The following is a 24,276-nucleotide window of genomic DNA, read 5'->3' as shown; positions in this document are numbered from 1 at the left end:
GTTGCGAAAATGCGTTCAGGTGTGGCTGCCCGGCATCATGCTGCACGGAGCGTTTCGGCCGCGCGGCAGCGCCGCCAGGCGCTAGTGCCCCGCAGCCCGGTACTCACCTGGCGTCAGGCCTTCGGAGGCACTGAAGATCCGGTAGAACGTGGCGAGGCTGCCGAACCCGCAGGCGAGCGCGATATCGGCGATCGGCCGAGGCGGCTTCTCACGAAGCAGCCTGCGGCTCTCGCTCAGGCGCTGGGCCGTGACGGTCTGCGAGAAGCTCGCCCCGGTCGCTTCGAACAGAACGTGCAGGTAACGCACCGAGACGCCGAGGATGTCGGCGACCATCCCTGGCGACAGTGCGGGCTTCGCGAGATGACGCGTGATCAGGCGGCGTGCGAGGCTGAGCCGGCCGACCCGCAGCGCCTGCTGGGCGCGGCGGCTGCCCGGCCTGATCGCGCCCCGCTCGATCAGCGCGAGCTCCGCCACGATCTTGACCAGCGCGGAAATGCGAGCGGTATCACCGGCCTCGGTGGCTTCGTTGAAGTCGGCAAGGCAGGCTTCGAGCAACGGCGCCCAGCCCCGATCGCTTGTCGTCGGAGCGTCCTGACGAGCCGGCCGGGGGGCCGAAGTTGGATCCGCCTGCAGGCCCGCGGCGTCAGACACGCGTATGCCAACCAAGCCTTCCGGGCTGTGTTCCTGGCGCTTACCGCGCATCGTGCGTGATCCCTCGCTCCGCGTGAGCGCGCGCGTCGCCGGTCAGGAGATTTGCTGTGCCGCGACCGGGCGAAGCGCCTGCATTGTTCTGGCGAAATCGCCGGAAAATATCTTCTCAATGCGCGCAGGCTGTTCAGTTCGGTCGTGAGAGCTTCGGATCGGCCGGCGGGCCGGTCATTGCGGGAAAGGCGCACGAAGTCCGCTATTGTGACCCGGAGCGGACTTTCAGACTTCTTGAACGATTATTTGCAGCTGGGTCCAAGCGCAGCCTGATTGTATGGCTGATCGCTGCGTGGCCACTTAACCTGCCCGGATTGCGCGGCCTCGCCAGCACATTGTTCCCGCGGGAGGTGATGAGAGGTGACGATGCGGCTGCCGAGCGGCTCGGCGGATGTGTGCATCTGCCAACCAACGAATTCTGGGTTCGTGGCTTCTGGTGGATAGATGCGGTTCCTATAAAAGGAAGTTGGTCCGCCGAGCAGATGCAGGTCCGCGAACGAACCCTGCTGATTGCGCTCTGCATCTTTGTGCCAACGCTTCTAGCCATCGCCTGTGAGATGATGTCGCGAGGAATCAGTGAGCGTGGTTCTGCGCTTTTCGCGTTCCTCTGGCTGCCCCAGCTGCCCTCTATTTTGCTCGTCGCATTTCGGTGGCGCGATGGCCTGAACTTGTGAAAAAAGCCGACGACGATGCAGTGAGATTGGCTAATGAAGCAGTTCCGCCCCGAACGTAGCGACCGACTCTTTAGCTGATCAGCAGGCCATGTCGGCTTGCCGTTATCGAGAACCGCCGGTCGATCTGTCTCACCAGCGCCCGAGTGCCGGCTCGCCAACATTGCGAGGCCCGTCCGCGCTCAGGCCACCCGTGCTCGGTAATCGCCCGGTGTCATCCCTTCGGACGCATTGAAGAGGCGGTAGAACGTCGCGAGGCTCTCGAAGCCGCAGGCGAACGCGACCTCGGCGATCGTCTGCCCGGACTGCTCGCGGAGCAGGCGGCGGCTTTGCGCGAGCCGAAGTGCGGTGACCGTCTCCGAGAAGGTCTTCTCCGTCTCCTCGAACAGGATGTGCAGGTGACGCACCGAGATGCCGAGCAGGCCGGCAATCAGGGTTGGCGTCAGCGCCGCACTCGATAGATGCCGCCGGATCAGGCGGCGAGCCAGCGACAGATGGGCGCTTCGCAGGGCCTGCTGCGCAAGCCGGCTCTTCGGCCGCATGATGCCGCGCTCGATCAGCGCGATATGGGCAAGTGCCTGCACCATCGGGGCCGCATCCGCCGCGCTGGCGTCATGGCGTTCGACGAGGTCGCGGAAGCAGGATTCCAGCAGTGGCTGCAGCGCGGTCTCATCCTGCACGGGCTTCGGGACCAATTCGCCGAGCTCGGCACCCGGCGGGACGACGTTCCTGACCGGGATCTTGATGATGCGCAGATGGAAGCCGTCATCGTGCAGTGGGGTGGTGCGATAGGGCAGGTCCGAATAGCTGGTCGCGAACATGCCATCGCGCACCGCGAATTCATCGAGCCGCGCGCCGCCGAACCAGCCGCCACCGCCGAGCTGCTGATAGATGCACAGGCTGTCGCTGCGGGCGTCCGCGATGTCGCCGGCGCGGCGCTCGACGCGGTAGGGCGAGGCACGCAGCTCGACCAGCCCGGCGTCGCCGAGCTGGCGCAGCGAGAACTCGCCGAAAAAGTCGCGGCGGCGCTCGGGTTCGAGTTCCGCGGTGACGCCGAACAACCCCTTGGCGCGCACCTCGCGCCAATAGTCGAAGCGATCACAGGGATCGACTTGCTCAGTAGACCATGTGTACACGGAAAAGCCCCTGGAGTGCCCTTGGGACGTGCGAGAGTTCGCGCCGGATGGAGGACGGAATCTATCACGTGGGCCGTAAAAAGAAACTTGACCTGAGACCGACGGGGCGCCCCATGGTGGCCAAGAAGGTCGCCAGGCGGCGGTCACGGCGGCCATCCGGCGTCGGCCTTGAACCCGCCAAACGGCTGATCCGACTATTAGGCGGCGGTCGCACGAGCGGCGCAGGTGTCGTGCAAGCGGGAATTGGGATGAAGAGCTGGCTTTCGAGACTTTCCGCGACGCTGTTGGCGGTCGCCTTCGCCGCATCGGCGGCGCCCGCCCAGGCCCAAAAGCGCGTCGCGCTGGTGATCGGCAACAATGATTACAGGAACGTGCCCAAGCTGCAGAAGGCGGTCAACGACGCCCGCACCATGGGCGACACGCTCAAGCAGCTCGGTTTCAACGTCATGGTGGCCGAGAATCTGAACCGGCAGGCGTTTTCCGAAACGCTGCTCGCCTTCGACCGCACCGTGGAGCCGGGCGACACCGCGTTCTTCTTCTATGCCGGCCACGGCTTCGAGATCGCCGGCCAGAATTTCCTGCTGCCGACCGACGTGCCGGCCGCCACCGAAGGGCAAGAGGAGCTGGTGCGCGACGCCTCGGTGCTCGCCGATCGCATTATCGAACGGCTGCAGAACAAGAAGGCGCGGACCTCGATCCTGGTGTTCGACGCCTGCCGCAACAATCCGTTCGAGCGCGCCGGCACGCGGGCGGTTGCCGGCGGTGGTGGCCTCGCGCCGATGACGCAACTGCCTGAAGGCGTGTTCTCGGTGTTTTCGGCAGGGCCGCGCCAGACCGCGCTCGACCGCCTTTCGAACGACGACGCCAATCCCAATTCGGTATTCACGCGGACCTTCGCCAAGGAGCTGCTGCAGCCCGGCGAAAACCTGGTGCAGGTCGCGCAGCGCACGCGGCGTCTGGTCAGCGAAATGGCCGAGACGGTGAAGCACAAGCAGATCCCGGTCTATTTCGACCAGATGGTCGACGACGTTTTCCTGAACGGGATTGCCAAAGGGAAGGCAGAGGCGCTGGCCGAGGCGGCCAAGCCGTCGGCTCCGCCGCAGCAGGTGGCCGCGCTGCCGCCGGTCTCGGTGCCGAAGCTGCCGAAGGAAGACTCGATCAACGCGCCGATCGCGAGCTTCTCGCGGCACAATGGCGGCTGGACCGTCGTGTTCTCGATCGCCGATCCGACGCTCGGCATCTCCTGGCGGATCGGCGACAGCGGCGACTTCCGCGAAACCGGCTTCATGGACACGCTCGATCCGCGCACCCGCAAGCGGATGCCCAATCCCTCGATCGAGCTGCCGGCGGACGCGCCGGCGGCGACGATCGAGCTCCGCTATGTCGACACCCAGGGCGAGATGCAGGGGCCGTTCCCGATCAAGTTCGATCCCGACGCCGCGCTGATCCGCGACCAGCGCAAGATCCTCGACATGACCGCGACGAGCTGGCTGTCGTTCCGCGAGTTCAACGGGCTGCTCGTCTACTACACCCACCTAATGTCGTATCGCTGCGCGATCCGCGAGGTGCGGATCGGCATCGACACCGCGGTGCCGGACAAGGTGCTGAAGATGCCGGCCTGCAATCCGCGCGATCCGGGCGCAATCCCGTCCGATGCGCAGCCCTATCTGAAGCTCGCGCCGCAGACCAAGTCGGTCTCGGTGGAACTGACCTATCGCGACGGCAGCGTGTCGGAAATCAAGACCTTCAGGCGATAGCCTTGCATCCTTGTCGTCCGCTCCGCGTTACAGTGGAAGCGGTGAGGCAACGCTCCGGACGGCATCATGGATGCAGGCAATCAGGCAGGATCGAACACGCGTCAGATGAAGGCGCGCTGCTGCGTGGTCGGCGGCGGGCCGGCCGGCATGATGCTCGGCTATCTGCTTGCGCGCGCCGGGGTCGATGTCGTGGTGCTGGAGAAGCACGCCGACTTCTTCCGCGACTTCCGCGGCGATACCGTGCATCCGTCGACCCTGCAGGTGATGGATGAACTCGGACTGATCGATGGCTTCCTGAAGCTGCCGCACCAGGACATCCAGAAGCTCGACGGCATGTTCGGTGGCACCTCGGTGCGGATCGCCGACCTCAGCCGTCTCAGCGTCAAATATCCGTTCATCGCGATGATGCCGCAGTGGGACTTCCTCGATTTCCTGCGCGAGAGCGGCAGGCGTTTCCCCTCGCTCAAGGTGCTGATGAGCGCCGAGGCGACCGACCTGATTCGGCGCGGCGATGCGGTTACAGGCGTCCATGTGAACACCCCCGATGGCCCGATCGAGATCGAGGCGGATCTCACCATCGGCTGCGACGGCCGCCATTCGATCGTGCGCGAGCGCGCCGGCCTCGTCGTCGAGGAGATCGGGGCGCCGATGGACGTGCTGTGGTTTCGGGTCGGGCGGCGCCCCGACGAGACCGAGAATCTGTTCGCCCGCATCGACCACGGCAAGATGATGGTGACGTTCGATCGCGGCGACTATTGGCAATGCGCCTATGTGATCGCCAAGGGACAGTACGAGGCCGTGAAGGCGAGGGGATTGCCGGCGCTGCTCGACGACGTGCTGCGGCTCGCGCCGATCCTCAAGGCCGGCATTGCCGATGTGAAAAGCTTTGACGACGTCAAGCTGCTCACGGTCGCGATCAATCGCCTGACGCGCTGGACCCGTCCCGGACTGCTCTGCATCGGCGACGCCGCGCATGCGATGTCGCCGATCGGTGGCGTCGGCGTCAACCTCGCGGTGCAAGACGCGGTCGCGACCGCAAACATCCTGACGGTCAGGCTCGCACAAGGCTGTCCGACGGAGCACGAGCTCGATGCCGTGCGACGTCGGCGCGAATTCCCGGTGCGGGTGACGCAGCGCATGCAGGTGATCGCGCAGAACAACATCATCCGCGCCGCGCTGAAGGGCGGCGATCAACCGGTGCCGTTCGCGTTGCGGTTGATCACCGCGATGCCCTGGCTGCAAGGGCTGACGGCGCGTCTTGTCGCGGTCGGGGTGCGGCCGGAGCACGTCCATTCGCCGGCCGCGAACTGACAGGCATCGTTGCAGAGAAGGAAATTATCAAGGATAACAGCTGCTTAAAGGGACTACTAGAAGTTGCGTGATTGCAACAGACAGACATGATTCGAAACCGGCGCACATGGATTCCGCACCGCCGGTTCCCGCGGTTTGCTTTTGGTAAGGGTCTCTCTGGGAAAGCTCGTCCCCATCGGACAATCTGGGGATGTCACCATGTCTCATGCCAAATTCATTGCCGCGCTCACCGTGACCACGGCGCTCGGCCTCAGTGCCGCATCGGCCGCCGATCTTGCCGCCCGTCCGTACACCAAGGCGCCGGCCTATGTGGAGGCGCTCTATAACTGGTCCGGCTTCTACATTGGCGGCCATCTCGGCGGCGCCTGGACCAACCAGCAGTGGGTCAACAGCGCGAACACGACGGCGTTCGGCGATCTCGCGCCCGGCCAGGGCTTCCGGCAGCGCGGCTCAGGCTTCATGGGGGGCGGCCAGATCGGCTACAACTGGCAGGCCAACGACTTCGTGTTCGGCGTCGAGGGCACGATCTCCGGGCTCGACAATTCCGGCCGCGTCACCAACACGGTGTTCGGCGTCGGCCGCGACGATCAATTCAGCTGGCGCACGAACGTCATGGCAACGATCGTCGGTCGCGCCGGCTACGCGATCCAGAACAATCTGCTTTATTTCAAGGGCGGCTATGCCGGCGTGAACAACCGCCTGTCCGTCGTCGACAATGTTCCGCCGGCAACCGGCTCCGGCAGCCAGACCCATTGGGCCAGCGGCTGGACGGTCGGCGCCGGCTGGGAATACGGCATCACCCGCAACTGGACCATCGGCGTCGAATACAATTACGCGGCCTTCGAGCGGCAGACCTATCAGCTCGCCGGCACCGCGGCGGGCACCTACACGTTCGACGCCAAGCCGCGCGACATTCAGTGGGCGGTGGTGCGCATGAACTACAAATTCGACGCGCCGGTGATCGCGCGCTACTGAATTTGCACTGAGGCGAACAGGACGCAGGAGCCCCGGCTTGCCGGGGCTCCTGTGTTTCAGACCATCACCGAATAGCCGCCATCGACCGGGATCGCGGTGCCGGTGACGAAGTCCGATGCCGGCGAGGCCAGGAACACGGCGATCCCCGAGAAGTCGTCGATGGTGCCCCAGCGGGCCGCCGGCGTACGCGCGAGCACGCGCTCGTGCAGCCCGGCGACCTGCTGGCGCGCGCCCTTGGTCAGATCGGTGTCGATCCAGCCGGGAAGGATGGCGTTGACCTGGATGTTGTCGGGGGCCCAGGCGTTGGCGCAGGCGCGGGTGTACTGCACGATGCCGCCCTTGCTCGCGGCATAGGCCGCAGCGAAGCTCGCGCCGAAGATCGACATCATCGAGCCGATATTGATGATCTTGCCGTGGCCCGACGCCTTGAGCGCCGGATAGGCCGCCTTCGAGCACAGGAAGGCGCTGGTGAGGTTGGTATCGATCACGCGGCTCCACTCGTCGAGCTCGAGCTCGTGCGGGGCTTTGCGGATGCTCATGCCGGCATTGTTGACGAGGATGTCGATCCGGCCGAGCTCGCCGATGACCTGCTCGACCATCGCCGCGATGGCGGCCTTGTCGGTCACGTCGGTGGCGACCGCAATCGCCTTGACGCCGCGCTTGCCGAGATCCTCGACGGCGGCCTTCGATTTCGCCTCGTTGCGGCCAACCACGGCAACCGCTGCGCCGGCATCCGCGAGGCCGCGCGCCATGCCAAGCCCGATGCCGCCATTGCCGCCGGTGACGATCGCGACCCTGCCCGAGAGATCAAACTGTCCGTTTCTCATTGTTGTTGTCCGCTGTGGTTTGAATCCGGTCGCGAGAGTGCCTGATCGCCACAGCGCTGACCAGATCGGGCGGGGCCGGGCGGCTCTGCATAGGCCGGCGCGCGCGGGACGGTTCCCGAAGCCAGCGGGCAAAACAAAAAAGCCCCGGACGATGCCGGGGCTTTTAGTCTGCTTGATCAGCAGAGATCAGTGCGCAGCTCAGTACTTGGCAACAACCGGACCGGTCCAGTTGAAGCGGTAGACCAGCGAGGTGCTGATGGTCTGGACCAGCGGCTTGAAGGTGATGTCCGTGCCGGCCAGCGCGTTGGTGCCGTCGACCCGCTCCGAGATGCTCTTCTTGTCGTAGTAGGCAGCGCGGTATTCGGTCTTCATGAACCAGCCCGGCGCCGTGATGCCGAAGATGTTCAGGTTGTTCTCGACGCCGCCGCCGACGAACCAGCCGCCGCGATCGAAGTCGTTGGTGTGCAGGCCAGAGGGAAGCGCGGACGCGGTGTTGAACAGCGTGGTGCCCTTCCAGTGTGCGTCGGAATAACCGGCGTTGACATAGGACAGGACGTTCGGAGCGACCAGGTAACCGAGGCGCGCACCGGCAGCCCAGCTGTAGTCGTTCTTGATGTTGCCGGCGAGGAACGCCGTCTGATCCTGGATCGTACCCTTCAGGCTGCCGAACTGACCGTCGGCGAACACGCCGATGACCCAGCTGTTGGCGGTCTGCCAGTCGTAACCGGCGCCGACGGTGCCGAACCAGCCGTCACCACCCTGGCGCTGGTTGAAACCGAGGATCGGTGCGCCCGTGGCGGTCGACTGGGTGCCGGTATCAGCGTCCCAGACGCCACCGCCGCCGCCGCCGAAGATGTAGAAGCCGGTCCAGCTCGGCGCCACCGCGATCGGGGCCGGCGCCTTGGTGTAGGGTCGGGCGGCCAGATCGGCCGCCGACGCGGAACCCGTCATCGCAGCAACCGCGGTCAGAGCGAGCAAAATCTTCTTCATTTCCAAATCCTCGACTTTAGCGTTCGATCGGGTCGCTGACTGGGGCGCGGTGGCACCGATTCCCGAAACTCATGCTCGGACTATACGTGGTCCCGCCGGAAATGCTGTTGCGGGTGAGACACAACCGCCCGAAAACGAAACCGCAGGCACGCTCCGAAAGCGCGAATGAAAACGGCCGCCCCGATCGGTGGGCGGCCGGAAAACCATTTCAAATCAGTCGGTTGGCCTCAGACGTCGAGCAGGTCGTCACTCGCGAATTCGGCCTTGTCGGAGATGAAGGCAAAGCGGGCTTCCGCTTTCGTGCCCATCAGCCGTTCGACCGAGTCGGCGGTGCCTTCACGATCGTCGGCAAGCAGCACCACCCGCAGCAGCGTGCGCTTGGCCGGATCCATCGTGGTCTCCTTGAGCTGCGCCGGCATCATCTCGCCGAGGCCTTTGAAGCGATTCACCTCGACCTTGGCGTTGGCGTTGAATTCGCTCTTGAGCAGCTCTTCCTTGTGCGCGTCGTCGCGCGCGTAGACCGACTTGGTGCCGTGCTTCAATTTGTAGAGCGGCGGCACTGCCAGATAGAGATGTCCCTCGTCGATCAGCCGCGGCATCTGCCGGTAGAAGAAGGTGATCAGGAGCGATGCGATGTGCGCGCCGTCGACGTCGGCGTCGGTCATGATGATGATGCGCTGATAGCGCAGATCCTCTTCGCGGTAGTGCGCGAGCGTACCGCAGCCGATCGCCTGCACGAGATCGGAGAGCTGCGCGTTGGCGGTCAGCTTGTCCTTGCCGGCGGAGGCGACGTTGAGGATCTTGCCGCGCAGCGGCAGAACGGCCTGCGTCTTGCGATCGCGCGCCTGCTTGGCGCTGCCGCCGGCCGAGTCGCCTTCGACGATGAACAGTTCGGAGCCTTCGGTGCCGGCGTCGGAGCAATCCGCGAGCTTGCCGGGAAGGCGCAGCTTCTTGCCGGCGGTCTTGCGCGCGGTTTCCTTCTCCTGGCGACGGCGCAGCCGTTCCTCGGCGCGATCGATCACGAAGTCGAGCAGCCGGTTGGCCTGGTTCGGATTGCCCGACAGCCAGTGGTCGAACGGATCCTTCATCGCCTGTTCGACGATGCGCTGCGCTTCGGCGGTGGCGAGGCGGTCCTTGGTTTGGCCCTGGAATTCAGGCTCGCGCACGAACACCGAGAGCATCACGGCCGCGCCCACCATCACGTCTTCCGAAGTGATCGAGGCCGCGCGCTTGCCCTGACCGGCGCGCTCGGCGTGATCCTTCAGGCCGCGCAGCAGTGCGCTGCGCAGCCCCGATTCATGCGTGCCGCCATCGGGTGTCGGCACCGTGTTGGTGTAGGACGACAGGAAGCCGTCGGCATCGGCCGTCCAGGCCACCGCCCATTCGCAGGCGCCATGCGCGCCGCTGCGGCCGGATTTGCCGGAGAAGATGTCCTGATGAACCAGCGTGTCGGCGTGGATCGCCGCGGCGAGATAGTCCTTCAAGCCGCCGGGGAAGTGGAATTTGGCTTCGGCCGGGACGTCTTCGACGCCCTTCAACAACTCCTGGTCGCAATGCCAGCGAATCTCGACGCCGCCGAACAGATAGGCCTTTGAGCGCGTCATCTTGAACAGACGCTGCGGCTTGAAGGCCGCCTTGGCGCCGAAAATGTCGGTGTCCGGCTTGAACCGGATCCGCGTGCCGCGGCGGTTGTTGACCTTGCCGAGGTCTTCGAGCTTGCCCTTGGGATGGCCGCGCTCAAACGTCATGCGATGCAGCTGCCCGCTGCGCGCAACCTCGACCTCGAGCCGTGAGGAGAGGGCGTTGACGACGGAGACGCCGACGCCGTGCAGACCGCCCGAGGTCTCGTAGACCTTGGAGTCGAACTTGCCGCCCGAATGCAGCGTGCACATGATGACTTCGAGCGCCGACTTCTTCGGAAATTTCGGATGCGGATCGACCGGAATGCCGCGGCCATTGTCGGTCACGGTTAGGAAGCCGTCGGCGGTGAGCTCCACGTCGATGAAGGTGGCGTGGCCGGCGAGCGCCTCGTCCATGCAGTTGTCGATCACCTCGGCGAACAGGTGGTGTAGCGCCTTCTCGTCGGTACCGCCGATATACATGCCGGGCCGCCGGCGGACCGGTTCCAGCCCTTCCAGCACCTCGATGTCAGCCGCCGTATAGCCGGCTTCGGCGCCTCCAGCGGGTCGCGAGGCAGCCTTCGCCGGGGCTCGTCCCTTCGGCTCCGGGGCTCCGAACAGGTCGTCGGCAGATTTTCTTTTTGCGTTCGATTTCAGTGGCTTGGACATGGCTCTTCAAGTGATGCGCCGATCTGGGCGCAGCGAATCGGTTGCTCTGACTATGCCACGGATGGGCTGCCAAATGGGGGCGGCCGCGCCTCCAGGCCCAGCCGCCTGTGTAGATAGGAGCCCGCGATTACGCCCGCGAGGTGCGGAATACAATGACCGTGAACAGGGCCATGGCGGCCACCACCATCAGCGATCCGACGATCGGCGCGGCCTCGAATGAGGGTCCCTTCAACAGCACGGCGGCCACACCGGCCGGAAACAAGACGCCACCGACGATATGCAGCCAGCCCTGGACCTTGGCGAGCAGCATGCTGCCCGCGGCCGGCACCAGCCGGTAGTAGAGCCCGAACAGGAACAGCAGCACGCCGCCGACGAGATTGAGATGCGCATGCGCCGGCCCCAACGTGAAGTCGTGCTGGATACCCATGGCGATGCCCGCGAGCATTCCGAACAGCAAGACGAGCACGCCGACGCACATCATCAGTGACCCGATCATCAAGTGATTCCTTTTTTGTGAGGGATATGCGAGCCAGCCCCGACCGCGGGGGCCTTACGGGAAATCACGTTTGATCCCCGCCTTTGTGACTTGATGTCACGCAATGGGCCGGCTTACCTGTTCTTAGGCTGCGTGCGGCTAGAAAGGTTCATTCGAGGTTCAACGGAGCGGGAAGGCACACGACGAGATGGAAGAGCTTGCGCAGGCCTTGGCCGAATTCGTGCGCCATCATCAGGCCTGGGCCGCTCCGATCGTCCTGCTGCTGGCGTTCGCAGAATCGCTCGCCTTCATCTCGTTGCTGGTGCCCGCCTGGGGCGCGCTGGTCGCGATCGGCGCCCTGATCGGCGTCAGCGGGATCAACTTCTGGCCGATCTGGATCGCCGGCGGTATCGGGGCCGCGCTCGGCGACTGGGTCTCCTACTGGTTCGGCTATCGCTACAAGGAGCACGTCGCGCAGATGTGGCCGCTGTCGCGCTATCCCGAGATCCTGCCGCGCGGCGAGGCCTTCGTGAAGAGATGGGGTGTGCCCAGCATCTTCATCGGCCGCTTCTTCGGCCCGCTGCGCGCCTCGGTGCCGCTTGCGGCCGGCATTTTCGAGATGTCGTACTGGCAATTCCAGATCGCCAATTTCGTCTCTGCCCTGGTCTGGTCGGCAGCGCTGCTGCTGTTCGGCGACGTGATCGGGCAAGGCATCGAGTGGATGTGGCGGGCGGCGTAGGGCCGCGCGGAATAACGCTTTAGGGCAGGGGTTAGGCGGGAAGACAACTGCTAGCGCCGTCGTCATCGCACGCGCATCGAAACGCTGATACAACCTCGCCCACCAAACGCGAATTCACCGGGCGCCGTTTCACTGGGAGGACACCACATGGAATTGACACGACGTCACGCTCTGGCCGGCATCGCCGCCGCACCGTTGCTTTCGGCCGTTCCTGCGGCCGCCGCGGCGCCCGCAGCCGACAAGCAGGCGCCGAGCTTCTATCGCTACAAGGTCGGCGACATCCTCGTCACCGTGGTGTCCGACGGCAAGAACGTCTTCAAGCTGGAAGACGGCTTCATCCCGAATGCGAAACGCGACGAGGTGAACGCGGCGCTGGAGAAGGCGTTCATGCCGCGCGACATGGTGTCGATCTGGTTCGCACCGCTGGTGCTCAACACCAGCGGCAAGCTGGTGGTGATCGACACCGGCAACGGCGCGCTGGCGAAGGCCAGCAGCAAGGGCGCCAACGGCCTGTTCGCCGACAATTTCGTCGCAGCCGGCTTCGATCCCAAGGCTGTCGACATGGTCGTGATCTCGCACTTCCACGGCGACCACGTGAACGGTCTGCTGACGGCCGAGGGCACGCCGGCATTCCCGAATGCCGAAGTGCTGGTGCCGGCGACCGAATGGAAGTTCTGGATGGACGACGGCGAGATGAGCCGCGCGCCGGCCGGCCGCATGGCGGGCCTGTTCAAGAACAACCGCAACATCTTCGAGGCCGGCCTGAAGAAGAAGGTCACGCCCTATGAATGGGGCAAGGAGATCGCGCCGGGCCTGACCTCGGTCGAGACCGTCGGCCACACGCCGGGCCATACCTCCTATGTGCTGGCCTCGGGTCCGGACAAGGTCTTCATCCAGTCCGACGTCACCAACAATCCGAACCTGTTTGCGGCCAATCCCGGCTGGCATGCATTCTTCGACCAGGACGGCGACGTGGCCGAGAAGACCCGGCGGCGGATTTACGACATGGTGGTCGCGGAGCGGCTCCAGGTGCAGGGCTTCCACTATCCGTTCCCGGGCCTCGGCAATGTGGTCAAGGACGGCAGCGGCTACCGCGTCGTGCCGGCACCGTGGAATCCGGCGATCTGAACGGTTTTCCTTGACGCAAAACGGGCGCGGCCTTATAGCCGCGCCCATGATCAACGCAGCGACCATCATCATCGCCCGCCGCCGCCGCATTCTCGCGGTTTGGGCGGTCGCTCGCGTTTAAGACGCCTCTGCCGCCGGACCTGATCCCGCGGCGCTCTCCTGAAAAAGACACGCGGTTCGATCTGGCGGCTCCTTCGTCACGCAGGAGTTTTCGACCATGTATACGCCACCGCCTTTCAAGCCCGACCGTGCCGCGAGCCTTGCGTTCGCGGAAGCGCGCGGTTTCGGCGTTGCCTGCGCGTGGGACGGTGCCAAGCCGATCGCTTCCGCGCTGCCGTTCTATTTGACTTTCGCCGCCGACGGCACGCCGCGGGCGCTGTTTCATGTTGCTCGTCACAATCCGCTGGTAAAGCTGGCGGGTGGCTCGTCCTGGCTGCTGGCCGTCACCGGCGCCGACGCCTATGTTTCGCCGGACTGGTACGTGTCACCCGATCAGGTACCGACCTGGCTCTATCAGGCGGTGCATCTGACCGGGCCGGTGCGGACCTCGTCGGATGACGAGCTTGCCGTTCAGATCGACACACTGAGCGCCAAGTTCGAGGAGCGGCTGCTGCCGAAAAAGCCGTGGGTGTCGGGCAAGATGACCGCCGCGCGGCTGGAAGCAATGAAGAAGGCCATCGTCGGTCTCGAGATGACGGTGGAAGAGGTGGAGGGCAGCTTCAAGCTGAACCAGCACAAGTCTGAAATCGATTTCGCGGCGGTCGGCAACACGCTCGCATTGCAGGCCGAAGCCGGTGCCCGGGACATCGCGGCCTTGATGCGCGAGGTGCGCCCGCAGGCTTTCGCAACGACACAGGCCGAGATGACGACGCTTCCGGGGAGCGAGTAATGACGAAGAAGAATATCGGAATCTTGGGCGCGTCCGGCTACACCGGCGCCGACGCGGTGCGTCTGCTGGCGCGGCACCCGAATGCCGAAATCACCGCGCTTACCGCCAACACCCATGCCGGCAAGGCGATGAGCGAGGTGTTTCCTCACTTCTTCATGCTCGACCTGCCAAAACTCGTGGAATGGGAAAAGGTCGACTGGACCCGGCTCGATGCCGTGTTCTGCGGACTGCCGCACGGGACGACGCAAGAGATCATCGCCGCGGTGCTGAACGCCAATCCCGGAATCAAGATCCTCGATATGTCCGCGGATTTCCGGCTGCGCGACAAGGACAGCTACGCGCAATGGTACGGCCATGAGCACCGGGCGCTCGAATTGCAGGACGAGGCCGTCTATGGGCTGACCGAACTCTACCGGGAGAAGGTCACGGCCGCGCGGCTGGTGGCGTGTCCCGGCTGCTATCCGACGGCGGTGCTGCTGGCGCTTGTTCCGCTGGCGAAGGCAAAGCTGATTGACGTCGACGACATCATCATCGACGCAAAGTCGGGCGTCACCGGCGCCGGACGCGGACTGAAGCAGAACACGCTATTCAGCGAGGCCGGCGAAGGGTTGTCGCCCTATGCGATCGGAAGCCATCGACACTCGGCGGAGATCGAGCAGGAAATCGGCGCGGCCGCTGGCTCTCCTGTGACGGTGAACTTCACCCCGCATCTCATTCCGATGGCGCGGGGTGAGTTCTGCACATCCTATGTCAAGCTCAACGGGGCTACGCCGGACGATTTGCGCGCCGAGCTGGAAAGGGCCTACGCCAATGAGCCGTTCGTCTATGTGACGAAGAAGGGCGTGCTGCCACAGACGCAGAACGTACGCGGTTCGAATTATGTTCAGATCGGCGTCGTCGCCGACCGGATCACGAACCGCGCCATCGTGCTCTCGACGCTCGATAATCTCGTGAAGGGTTCGGCCGGACAGGCGATCCAGAACATGAACCTGATGTTCGGCCTGCCCGAAACCACCGGACTGGAGCAGATCGCGCTGTTTCCGTGAGCGGAGGTGTTGTCGCGGACGGGGATGCGCTCAATCTATTGGCGGTGCGGGCGCGGCCAGATGTGCTAGCAAACGAAACGAATGAGCTTGAAAGGAACGTGCCATGACCCTCACCGATACCAATCAGACGACCAGGAGTGGTGCGACCACGGCGACCGTATTCGTCGACGGCGGTTCCGGCACGACCGGCCTCGGCATCCAGGAGCGGCTGCGGCTATTGCCTGACGTCGCGGTGAAGCACATCGCCGAGGACAAGCGGAAGGATGCCGGCGCCAAGCGCGCGCTGATGGAGGAGGTGGATCTCGTGATCCTCTGCCTGCCTGACGACGCGGCCAAGGACACCGTCGCGCTGATCGACACCATGGGCAATGCCGCGCCCAAGGTGCTCGACGCCTCGACCGCCTACCGGGTCGCACCCGACTGGGCGTACGGCTTCCCGGAGCTCGCAGCCGGCCAGGCCGACAAGATCCGGACCGCGAAAAAGGTCTCCAATCCGGGCTGCTATCCGACCGGTGCGATCGCGCTGCTGCGGCCGCTCGTCGACGGCGGCCTGCTCCCGGCCGACTATCCCGTCACCATCAACGCGGTGAGCGGCTATTCGGGCGGCGGCAAGTCGATGATCGCAAGCTTCGAGGACGGGTCGGCGCCAGCCTTCCACCTCTACGGCCTCGGCTTCGAGCACAAGCACGTGCCGGAGATGCAGCTCTATTCGCATCTGACGCGGCGGCCGCTGTTCATCCCGTCGGTCGGCAACTACCGGCAGGGCATGCTGGTGTCGGTGCCGTTGCAGCTCGACACGCTGCCGGGCAAGCCTGATGGTGCCGATCTGCAGGCCGTGCTGGCAAAGTGGTACGCCGGCAGCAAATACGTCTCGGCGATGCCGCTGCAGAACGAGGCCAGCCAGAGCGGCAAGATCGAGCCGGAGGCGCTCAACGAGACCAACCAGCTCGAGCTCTATGTCTTCGCCAGCGACAAGCATCGCCAGGCGGTGCTGGTCGCGCGGCTCGACAATCTGGGCAAGGGTGCCTCGGGTGCCGCGGTCCAGAACATGCGGCTGATGCTCGGCCTCGCCGACAGCTGACGGCGAGAGGCGCATCGTGGACGACGCCACGCTGCAATTCTACCGGCGCAATGCCGAGGCCTATGCCGGGTGGGCGAAAGCACCGTCCACCCGGCTGATCGGTTTTCTCAAGCTGCTGCCGCCGGGCGGCGCGATCCTCGAACTCGGCTGCGGCGCCGGCAATCATGCCGCGGTCATGCTCGCTCAAGGTTTCGTGCTGCGCGCCACCGACGGTTCTCCTGAAATGGCTGAGGTCGCGGCTCGACGCATCAACCATCCCGTCGAGGCGATGCTGTTCGATGAACTCGAGGATCGTGAGGCCTATGACGGCGTCTGGGCCAGCGCGTGCCTGCTGCATGTGCCGCGCGACGAATTGGCCGGCATCCTCGGCCGCATCCGTCGAGCGCTGAAACCCGGCGGCATGTTCTACGCGAGCTACAAGGTCGGCCATGGCGACGGCCGCGACAGCATCGGCCGCTACTACAATTATCCGCCAGCCGATTGGCTGGCGGCAACCTACGCCGCGTCAGGGGCGTGGGTTGAAGTCTCGTCAGATACCAGCGAGATCAAGAGCTTCGACGAGGCGCCTGCGACGATGTTGCATATCGTGGTGCGCAAGAGCGGGGAATAGCGCCGGCGCGGCCGTCACCGCGGCCGGCGCGAATGTGTGGCTCTAGAGGATCTTGAAGATCGCGAGCGCCAGCACGGCCTGCGCGAGGAACCCGACCGTGAAGGCGACGGTGCGGAACACCGGCACGCCGAGCGCGTAGACGATCAAATGCGCCACGCGGGCCCAGAAATAGACGGCGCAGGCCAGCACGGTCCATTTGGTGGAGTAATCGGCGGCGTTGAGGATCAGGACCAGCGGTGCGAAGATCGCAAGGTTCTCGACCGCGTTGTCATGGGCGAACATCAACCGGTTGGCCCATTCCGCTTGTGGCTTGTCGTTGCGCGAGGGATTGGCCATGGCGCCGGACAGGCCGCGCACCTGGCAGCGGTTGATGGTGTAGGGGATCCACAGTATGCCGGTCAGGATCACCGTCAGCGACAGCCAGAACAGTTCGCGCGTCATCGTCTCCCCCTCACGTGAATTCGATTCCCGACCGTCGGGATCATCCGTTTATAGCTGAGCGGAAGACTTGGCGCTACGCGCAGCCTTTGCGCCGCGCGAAGACTTGGCGCTACGCGCGGACCCGGACATAGCTGCCCGGAGCGTCCTCGAGCACCGACACCCCGTTCGCGCCCACGATGCGCGCCGGCACGGTTTCGGGGTCGTGGCTCTCCAGCCAGTCGCGCCAGTCGGGCCACCACGATCCCTTGTGTTCCTCGGCGCCCTTCAGCCAATCGGCGAGCTTGATGTCCTTGATGTTGTCGTTGGTCCAGTACTGGTACTTCTTCGAGGCGGGCGGATTGACCACGCCGGCGATATGGCCGGAGCCGGACAGCACATACTTCACCGGGCCGCCGAAGAACTGCGAACCGTAGAGCACGGATTCCGCCGGCGCGATATGATCCTCGCGTGCCGCGAGGTTGTAGACCGGCACCTTCACCTTCGACAGATCGAGCAGCGTGTTGTCGAGCACCATCGTGCCGGTCGACAGCCGGTTCTCCAGATAGCAGTTGCGCAGATAGTAGGAGTGGTTCGACGACGGCATCCGCGTCGCGTCCGAATTCCAGTGCAGCAGGTCGAACGAGGAGGGCGGCTGGCCCTTCAGGTAATTGTTCACGACATACGACCAGATCAGGTCGTTCGAGCGCAGCATGTTGAAGGCCATCGCCATCTTGCTGCCCTCGAGCACGCCGGATTCCTGCATGTCGCGTTCCAGAGCCGAGATCTGGTCCTCGTCGACGAACACGAGCAGATCGCCGGCGTGGGTGAAGTCGACCTGCGCGGCAAAGAACGTCGCCGACATGACACGCTGGCGGCGCTTCTCGGCAAGATAGGCGAGCGTCGAGGCGAGCAGGGTGCCGCCGACGCAATAGCCGGCGGTGTGCACCTTCAACTCGCCGGTGACCTTCTCGATCACGTCCATCGCCGTGAGCGGGCCTTCGGTCATGTAGTCGGCCCAGGTCTTCTTGCCGAGTTCCTTGTCCGGATTGACCCAGGAGATCACGAACACCGTGATGCCCTGGTCGACGCACCATTTGACGTAGGATTTCTCGGGGCGCAGATCGAGGATGTAGAACTTGTTGATCCAAGGCGGCACGATCAGGAGCGGCGTGCGCAGCACCCTTTCGGTCGATGGCGAATACTGGATCAGCTGCATCAGCTCGTTCTGGTAGATCACCTTGCCCGGCGTCGTCGCCATGTTGACGCCGACTTCGAGGTTGCTCGAATCGGACTGGCGGATCCGCAGCGTGCCGCGGCCGGCCTCGATATCCTCGGCCAGCATCTTCATGCCGCGGACCAGATTGTCGCCATTGGTCTCGACCGTTGCACGCAGCACTTCCGGATTGGTCAGCACGAAATTCGACGGCGCCAGCGCGTTGGTGATCTGCTGGACGTAGAACTCGGCCTTCTTGCGGGTGTGCGGATCGATCCCGTCGGCGTCGTGGACGAGCTGCTGCGCCCATTTCGCGGTCAGCAGATAAAGCTGGAGGATGAAGTCGAAGAACTGATTCGACTTCCATTCCGGATCCTGGAAGCGCTTGTCGCGCGGGGCCGGCACGATCGCGGGCTTGGCATCGGCTTCGCCCGCCATGCGGCGCACGGCCGATCCCCAGAGGTCGAGGTAATCCTTGCCGAGCTGCATTTGCAGCGACGAGGCCCGCTCCTTGTCGGCCAGCCAGTATTCGGCGATCACGCTGAAGGTCTTGATGACCTCACCGAGCTCGTTCGGCGGTTTGTCGCGGACTTCCCCGGTCTGGCGCGGCTTGAGATAGGCTGCCAGCGCCTGGCCGCTGCTCTCCATCGCCCGGGCGATATTCATGGCGAAGGCTTCGGCGTTGAATTTCGGGGCGGCTTGGGTGTCGGTATTGACGTTGCTCATCTGAGGGACAATATCGCGTCGTTTGGAGGGCGTCATCGCGCGGTGCGGTAGCGGAAATCAGTCAAAAGCCGATGTTTCGCTCTGCTGCGGTGCGATAAAGAAATCTTTGTTCCGTCATATTGAAGCCTCAGGGGTCGCCTTTGTTGTTCACGCTTTAAGCGTTTCGGGCGACAATGGTTTGAAACGGCTAAAGCCAGGATTGATGCAGCGGGGACGCTGCAAGGCTCGTACCAGTGCGACCCGTGTCGGCAACGTGCGACGTGCGCGCTAGCTTGTTGGGGACAATTCGGCGCATGCCGATCGATCGAATGAACAGGGGGCTCGCAGCCGCAGCGCTGCTCGCGTCGATGCTGGCGCTGAGCGGGTGCTCCAGCACGATCGCCGATATGGCCATGCCGGCCGATGCGCCGGCGCGGCAAAAGGATGCCAACGGCTACCTCCCGGTCCACGATATTCCGCCCGACCGCGCCGATCCGACCATCAAGCCGGCGGATCAGGCCAAGATCGAGCAGGAGTTGATTGCCGCACGCGATCGCCAGGCCCAGGCTCAGGCCGCGACGGCCGCCCAAAGCGGGAAGTGAGCGCGCCAGTTTGGCCGATCAGCGCTGGCGCCGCCCGGCGTCCGTGCTAAAAGAAACCCAATTCAACCGCAGATCCGGCCGCAGCCCCCTGATCGTGCGCCTGAATTCGCCCTAAGTCATTGATTCAGTGCGATTTCTGTAAGAGGCCAAGCCGGCTTCCGCAAATCTACCAAGGGGGACGATTCTGGCATCGCGGTTGTCGGAGCAAGGGTCCCATGGAAGATTTTTACCGCATTCGCCGTCTGCCGCCTTACGTCTTTGAGAAGGTCAACCAGGCCAAGGCGGCCGCGCGCAATGCCGGGGCCGACATCATCGACATGGGCATGGGGAACCCCGACCTGCCGACCCCGCCGCATGTGATCGAGAAGCTCAAGGAGACGCTGGGCAAGCCGCGGACCGACCGCTACTCGGCCTCCCGTGGCATCAACGGCCTGCGCAAGGCCCAGGCCGCCTATTATGGGCGCCGCTTCGGGGTCAAGCTGAACCCCGATACCCAGGTGGTTGCGACGCTCGGCTCGAAGGAGGGATTCGCCAACGTCGCGCAGGCGATCACCGCGCCCGGCGACGTCGTGCTGTGCCCGAATCCGAGCTACCCGATCCATGCGTTCGGCTTCCTGATGGCGGGCGGCGTGATTCGCTCGGTGCCGTCGGAGCCGACGCCGCAGTTCTTCGAGGCGGTCGAGCGGGCGATCCAGCACTCGATTCCGAAACCGATCGCGCTGATCGTCTGCTATCCATCGAACCCGACCGCCTATGTCGCGGACCTCGACTTCTACAAGGATCTGGTCGCGTTCGCGAAGAAGCACGACATCTTCATCCTGTCGGATCTCGCCTACGCGGAAGTCTATTTCGACGAGAACAATCCGCCGCCGTCGGTGCTGCAGGTGCCCGGCGCGCTCGACGTCACGGTCGAATTCACCTCGATGTCGAAGACGTTCTCGATGGCCGGCTGGCGCATGGGCTTTGCGGTCGGCAATGAGCGCATCATCGCGGCGCTGGCGCGGGTCAAATCCTATCTCGATTACGGCGCCTTCACGCCGGTCCAGGTGGCGGCGACCGCCGCGCTGAACGGCCCCGATGACTGCATCCGCGAGATGCGCGACACCTACCGCAAGCGCCGCGACGCGCTGGTCGAGTCATTTGGCCGCGCCGGCTGGGACATTCCGCCGCCGCAGGCGTCGATGTTCGCCTGGGCACCGCTGCCCAAGGCATTCGAGACGGTCGGCAGCATGCAGTTCGCGACCCTGATGGTGGAGAAATCCGGCGTCGTGGTGTCGCCCGGCGTTGCATTCGGCGAGCATGGCGAAGGCTATGTCCGCATCGCGATGGTGGAGAACGAGCAGCGCATCCGGCAGGCCGCGCGCGGCGTGCGCCGCTTCCTTGAAAGCGGCATCGAAACGTTGCACAACGTCGTTCCTCTCGCCAACCGACGCTAATCCTTCCAGGTTGCTTTATCTCATGGTCGCACCCCTGAACGTGGGCATAGCGGGGCTCGGCACCGTCGGTGCCGATGTCGTCCGCCTCATCGAAACGCAAGGACGGGCGCTGGCCGAGCGCAGCGGCCGCGGCATCCGCGTCGTCGCCGTCACAGCGCGCTCGAAAGCCAAGAAGCGCGGCCTCGATTTGCGCGGCATCGCCTGGGCGAAGAGCCCGCAAGCGTTGGCCGAGGATCCCAACATCGATTGCTTCGTCGAGCTGATGGGCGGCGCCGGCGATCCCGCGCTGTCCGCGATCGAGACCGCGCTGAAGGCCGGCAAGTCGGTCGTGACCGCCAACAAGGCGCTGATCGCCAAGCACGGGCTGCGGCTTGCTGCCGCGGCCGAGAAGCACGGCGGCGCGCTGAATTTCGAAGCGGCGGTCGGTGCGGCGATCCCGGTCATCAAGACGCTGCGCGAGGGCCTCGCCGGCACCAGCGTCAACCGCGTCTACGGCATCCTCAACGGCACCTGCAACTACATCCTGACCCGGATGGAGCAGGAGGGTTTGTCGTTCGAGGAATGCCTGAAGGACGCCCAGCGGCTCGGCTATGCCGAAGCCAACCCGTCATTCGACGTCGATGGTCACGACACCGCGCAGAAGCTTGCGATCCTGGCGAGCCTCGCTTTCGGAACCAAGGTCGCGGAAAGCGCGGTCTATGTCGAAGGCATCTCCTCGATCACGCCGGAAGACCTCAAGGCCGCATCGGAACTCGGCTACCGTGTCAAACTGCTCGGGGTTGCCGTGCGCACCGCAAAGGGCATCGAGCAGCGCGTGCATCCGACCATGGTGCCGAAATCATCCTCGATCGCGCAGGTGATGGGCGTCACCAATGCCGTCGCAATCGACGGCGAGGGGATTCCCCCGATCACGCTGGTCGGCCCCGGCGCCGGCGGTGGCGCGACCGCCTCGGCGGTGGTCGCCGACATCGCCGATGTCGCCCGCGGCATCCGTGCCAAGCCGTTCGGGCGTCCGGTGGAGCGGTTGCGCGACACCACCAAGGCGCCGATGGAACGCCACGAGGGTGGCTACTATATCCGCCTGATGGCGCGCGATCTTGCAGGCACTGCCGCAACAATCGCCACCCGGCTCGCGGAACAGAAGATATCTCTGGAGTCCATCGTGCAGCGGCATCCGGATGGCGTCGATGTGAACGGAGCGGCCAAAAAACCTTCACCGGTCCCGGTCATTCTGATTACCTATGCGACCAGCGAGGATGCGGTGCATCGTGCGCTGGCCGCAGTGCAGCGCGATAAGGTCATCAGCGGCCGGCCGCAGGTGATCCGGATCGAGAAAAACTAGCGCATGGCCTGAACGGGTCGGGCGTGAGACGATTGATGCGGGCAGGCTGGCCTGTCCCAAAGGCTTAAGGAGTACGCCGATGTCGACCCATATTTCCGTTCCGCCGCAGATGCTGCTCGAGCGCATCCTGACGCTCGAAATCGTGCGCGTGACGGAGCGCGCGGCGGTGTCGGCCGCGCGGCTGCGCGGCCACGGCCAGGAGAAGGCCGCCGACAAGGCCGCGGTCGACGCGATGCGGCGCGAGCTCAACAAGCTGCCGATCGAGGGCACGGTGGTGATCGGCGAGGGCGAGCGCGACGAGGCGCCGATGCTGTTCATCGGCGAAAAGGTCGGCCTCAATGCCGGCCCCAAGGTCGACATCGCCGTCGACCCGCTCGAAGGCACCACGCTGTGCGCCAAGAACATGCCCGGCTCGATCGCCACCATGGCGATGGCCGACGGCGGCACGCTGCTGCACGCCCCCGACGTCTACATGCAGAAGATCGCGATCGGCCCGGGCTACGCCAAGAACGTGATCGAGCTCGACGCGCCGCCGGCCGACAATGTCCGCCGGCTCGCCAAGGCGAAGGGCGTCGATCCCACCGCCATCAACGTGCTGGTGCTCGACCGTCCGCGCCATGCCGAGATCATCAACAGCGTGCGCTCGACCGGCGCTGCCGTGCAGCTGATCACCGACGGCGACGTCGCCGGCGTCATTCACTGCGCCAAGCCCGATGAGACCGGCGTCGACATGTATATCGGCACCGGCGGCGCGCCCGAAGGCGTGCTGGCAGCCGTCGCGCTGCGCTGCATCGGCGGCCAGATGCAGTGCCGCCTGATCCTCGACACCGAGGAGAAGCGCGAGCGCGCCCACAAGATGGGTGTCCTCGATCCGAAGATGATCTACGGCATCGAGGACATGGCCAAGGGCGACTGCCTGTTCGCCGCCACCGGCGTCACCACCGGCTCGCTGCTGACGGGCGTGAAGTTCAAGAAGGACGTGATCGAGACCGAGACGGTCGTGATGCGCTCCGTCACCGGCACCGTGCGCTACATCAAGGCCGAGCACCGCCAGCTGGAGAAATTCCACCTGGATTGACAGACACGTCATTCCGGGCCTGCGCCAAGAGGTGCATCCCGGAATGACGAGGAGAGATCTAGCGCAAGCAAGAACAACAAAAGGGGAAGCACCCATGTCCGATCTTTCCGGCGTCAAGGCACTGGTGTTCGACGTGTTCGGAACCGTGGTCGACTGGCGCAGTAGCCTGATCAACGACTTCACCAAATGGGGTGAGACACGCGGCATCAAGGCCGACTGGACCGCGCTGGTCGATGGCTGGCGCGCGGTCTACACGGCCTCGATGGACGAGGTGCGCAAGAACCCGCAGAACGGCTACGTCATCCTCGACGTCCTGCATCGCCGCTCGCTGGAGAAGCTGGTCGCGCAGTTCGACATCAAGGGCCTTACCGAGGCCGATTTGCAGCATCTGACGCTCGGCTGGCATCGCCTGCGCGGCTGGCCCGACAGCGTCGCCGGCCTGACCCGGCTGAAGAGCAAATACATCATCTCGCCGCTGTCGAACGGCAACGTCGCGCTGCTCACCAACATGGCGAAGTTCGCAGGCCTGCCCTGGGACCTCGTGATGTCGGCCGAACTGTTCGAGCACTACAAGCCCGATCCGGAAACCTATCTCGGCGCTGCCAGGCTGCTTGGCCTGCCGCCGGAGCAGGTGATGATGGTCGCTGCGCACAATTACGATCTGAAGCATGCCCAGAAGCACGGCCTGAAGACGGCGTTCGTGGCGCGGCCGACCGAATACGGTCCGTTGCAGAAAGTCGATTTCGAGGCCACCGGAAGCTGGGACATCGTAGCCAAGGATTTCGGGGAAATCGCCACCCGGATGGGTTGCTAGAACTGGCTTGGGATTCATTGAGGCGCTACGATTCCTGCCTG

The 24,276-nt window shown here is 64.6% G+C and carries 23 protein-coding genes; 15 read left to right on the top strand and 8 right to left on the bottom strand.

Annotation, left to right across the window (positions count from 1 at the left end; genetic code table 11):
• Positions 1-81: 81 nt before the first annotated feature.
• Positions 82-702 carry a helix-turn-helix transcriptional regulator gene (locus tag ACVISU_RS02680; protein ID WP_456705927.1) on the bottom strand — a complete coding sequence of 207 codons (621 nt, stop codon included), beginning with the start codon at positions 700-702 and terminating at the stop codon, positions 82-84.
• Positions 703-758: 56 nt separating this feature from the next.
• On the opposite strand from ACVISU_RS02680, the gene ACVISU_RS02675 reads away from it, so the two are divergent.
• Positions 759-1,376 (top strand): hypothetical protein, encoded by a 618-nt coding sequence (locus ACVISU_RS02675; RefSeq protein WP_456705926.1) that lies wholly within the window; start codon positions 759-761, stop codon positions 1,374-1,376.
• 179 nt (positions 1,377-1,555) lie between these two features.
• On the opposite strand, the gene ACVISU_RS02670 is transcribed toward ACVISU_RS02675, so the two are convergent.
• Complete coding sequence (locus ACVISU_RS02670; protein WP_456705925.1) at positions 1,556-2,509, bottom strand: helix-turn-helix transcriptional regulator; 954 nt, start codon at positions 2,507-2,509, stop codon at positions 1,556-1,558.
• Positions 2,510-2,757: 248 nt separating this feature from the next.
• Between ACVISU_RS02670 and ACVISU_RS02665 the strand changes: the two genes are divergently transcribed.
• The 3 genes from ACVISU_RS02665 (at position 2,758) to ACVISU_RS02655 (ending at position 6,552) form a co-directional block, all read left to right on the top strand.
• A complete protein-coding gene (locus tag ACVISU_RS02665; protein ID WP_456705924.1) occupies positions 2,758-4,266 on the top strand; it encodes a caspase family protein in 1,509 nt (502 codons plus the stop codon).
• 66 nt (positions 4,267-4,332) lie between these two features.
• Entirely contained in the window at positions 4,333-5,577 is a 1,245-nt protein-coding gene (locus ACVISU_RS02660; protein WP_456705923.1) for an FAD-dependent oxidoreductase, read from the top strand.
• Between the two features lie 198 nt (positions 5,578-5,775).
• Complete coding sequence (locus ACVISU_RS02655) at positions 5,776-6,552, top strand: outer membrane protein (RefSeq protein WP_456705922.1); 777 nt, start codon at positions 5,776-5,778, stop codon at positions 6,550-6,552.
• Positions 6,553-6,608: 56 nt separating this feature from the next.
• Here ACVISU_RS02655 and ACVISU_RS02650 read toward each other — a convergent pair whose 3' ends face one another.
• The 4 genes from ACVISU_RS02650 to ACVISU_RS02635 all read right to left on the bottom strand — a co-directional run bounded on the left by ACVISU_RS02650 (position 6,609) and on the right by ACVISU_RS02635 (position 11,153).
• On the bottom strand, positions 6,609-7,379 hold the full coding sequence (locus tag ACVISU_RS02650; RefSeq protein ID WP_456705921.1) for a glucose 1-dehydrogenase: 771 nt from the start codon (positions 7,377-7,379) through the stop codon (positions 6,609-6,611).
• Positions 7,380-7,577: 198 nt separating this feature from the next.
• Positions 7,578-8,369: an outer membrane protein gene (locus tag ACVISU_RS02645; protein ID WP_050400595.1), complete on the bottom strand. Its 792-nt coding sequence runs from the start codon at positions 8,367-8,369 to the stop codon at positions 7,578-7,580.
• A gap of 227 nt (positions 8,370-8,596) precedes the next feature.
• Complete coding sequence (parE, locus tag ACVISU_RS02640; RefSeq protein WP_456705920.1) at positions 8,597-10,657, bottom strand: DNA topoisomerase IV subunit B; 2,061 nt, start codon at positions 10,655-10,657, stop codon at positions 8,597-8,599.
• Between the two features lie 127 nt (positions 10,658-10,784).
• Complete coding sequence (locus tag ACVISU_RS02635; RefSeq protein ID WP_050400593.1) at positions 10,785-11,153, bottom strand: hypothetical protein; 369 nt, start codon at positions 11,151-11,153, stop codon at positions 10,785-10,787.
• 187 nt (positions 11,154-11,340) lie between these two features.
• Here ACVISU_RS02635 and ACVISU_RS02630 point away from each other — a divergent pair, with 187 nt between their 5' ends.
• From ACVISU_RS02630 to ACVISU_RS02605, 6 genes are all read left to right on the top strand, one after another.
• On the top strand, positions 11,341-11,871 hold the full coding sequence (locus ACVISU_RS02630; RefSeq protein WP_456705919.1) for a DedA family protein: 531 nt from the start codon (positions 11,341-11,343) through the stop codon (positions 11,869-11,871).
• Between the two features lie 147 nt (positions 11,872-12,018).
• On the top strand, positions 12,019-12,999 hold the full coding sequence (locus tag ACVISU_RS02625; protein WP_456705918.1) for an MBL fold metallo-hydrolase: 981 nt from the start codon (positions 12,019-12,021) through the stop codon (positions 12,997-12,999).
• A gap of 217 nt (positions 13,000-13,216) precedes the next feature.
• Positions 13,217-13,888, top strand: a complete 672-nt coding sequence (locus tag ACVISU_RS02620; RefSeq protein WP_456705917.1) for an FMN-binding negative transcriptional regulator — start codon at positions 13,217-13,219, stop codon at positions 13,886-13,888.
• The gene (gene argC / locus ACVISU_RS02615) at positions 13,888-14,934 is read left to right on the top strand and encodes an N-acetyl-gamma-glutamyl-phosphate reductase (RefSeq protein ID WP_050400589.1); all 1,047 of its coding nucleotides are present in this window, start codon (positions 13,888-13,890) and stop codon (positions 14,932-14,934) included. Before ACVISU_RS02620 ends, argC (ACVISU_RS02615) begins: the two co-directional genes overlap by 1 nt.
• Before the next feature lie 103 nt (positions 14,935-15,037).
• Positions 15,038-16,015 carry an N-acetyl-gamma-glutamyl-phosphate reductase gene (gene argC / locus ACVISU_RS02610; RefSeq protein ID WP_456705916.1) on the top strand — a complete coding sequence of 326 codons (978 nt, stop codon included), beginning with the start codon at positions 15,038-15,040 and terminating at the stop codon, positions 16,013-16,015.
• 16 nt (positions 16,016-16,031) lie between these two features.
• Positions 16,032-16,625 carry a class I SAM-dependent methyltransferase gene (locus ACVISU_RS02605; protein WP_050400587.1) on the top strand — a complete coding sequence of 198 codons (594 nt, stop codon included), beginning with the start codon at positions 16,032-16,034 and terminating at the stop codon, positions 16,623-16,625.
• Between the two features lie 42 nt (positions 16,626-16,667).
• Here ACVISU_RS02605 and ACVISU_RS02600 read toward each other — a convergent pair whose 3' ends face one another.
• Both ACVISU_RS02600 and ACVISU_RS02595 read right to left on the bottom strand, forming a co-directional pair.
• Positions 16,668-17,066, bottom strand: a complete 399-nt coding sequence (locus ACVISU_RS02600; protein WP_050400586.1) for an MAPEG family protein — start codon at positions 17,064-17,066, stop codon at positions 16,668-16,670.
• Between the two features lie 109 nt (positions 17,067-17,175).
• Positions 17,176-18,984, bottom strand: a complete 1,809-nt coding sequence (locus tag ACVISU_RS02595) for a PHA/PHB synthase family protein (RefSeq protein ID WP_050400585.1) — start codon at positions 18,982-18,984, stop codon at positions 17,176-17,178.
• A 293-nt stretch (positions 18,985-19,277) separates the two neighbouring features.
• On the opposite strand from ACVISU_RS02595, the gene ACVISU_RS02590 reads away from it, so the two are divergent.
• The 5 genes from ACVISU_RS02590 to ACVISU_RS02570 all read left to right on the top strand — a co-directional run bounded on the left by ACVISU_RS02590 (position 19,278) and on the right by ACVISU_RS02570 (position 24,235).
• The gene (locus ACVISU_RS02590; protein ID WP_050400584.1) at positions 19,278-19,565 is read left to right on the top strand and encodes a hypothetical protein; all 288 of its coding nucleotides are present in this window, start codon (positions 19,278-19,280) and stop codon (positions 19,563-19,565) included.
• A gap of 215 nt (positions 19,566-19,780) precedes the next feature.
• Positions 19,781-21,001 carry an LL-diaminopimelate aminotransferase gene (locus tag ACVISU_RS02585; RefSeq protein WP_050400583.1) on the top strand — a complete coding sequence of 407 codons (1,221 nt, stop codon included), beginning with the start codon at positions 19,781-19,783 and terminating at the stop codon, positions 20,999-21,001.
• A 22-nt stretch (positions 21,002-21,023) separates the two neighbouring features.
• The gene (locus ACVISU_RS02580; protein WP_456705915.1) at positions 21,024-22,343 is read left to right on the top strand and encodes a homoserine dehydrogenase; all 1,320 of its coding nucleotides are present in this window, start codon (positions 21,024-21,026) and stop codon (positions 22,341-22,343) included.
• 79 nt (positions 22,344-22,422) lie between these two features.
• Positions 22,423-23,421 (top strand): class II fructose-bisphosphatase, encoded by a 999-nt coding sequence (gene glpX, locus ACVISU_RS02575; RefSeq protein WP_456705914.1) that lies wholly within the window; start codon positions 22,423-22,425, stop codon positions 23,419-23,421.
• A 94-nt stretch (positions 23,422-23,515) separates the two neighbouring features.
• Positions 23,516-24,235 (top strand): haloacid dehalogenase type II, encoded by a 720-nt coding sequence (locus tag ACVISU_RS02570; protein ID WP_456705913.1) that lies wholly within the window; start codon positions 23,516-23,518, stop codon positions 24,233-24,235.
• Positions 24,236-24,276 lie beyond the last annotated feature (41 nt).

It is taken from the genome of Bradyrhizobium sp. USDA 4452 (assembly GCF_054063575.1).
Note: the sequence above shows the minus strand (reverse complement) of the source record. Positions and strands in the feature narration are given on the sequence as shown.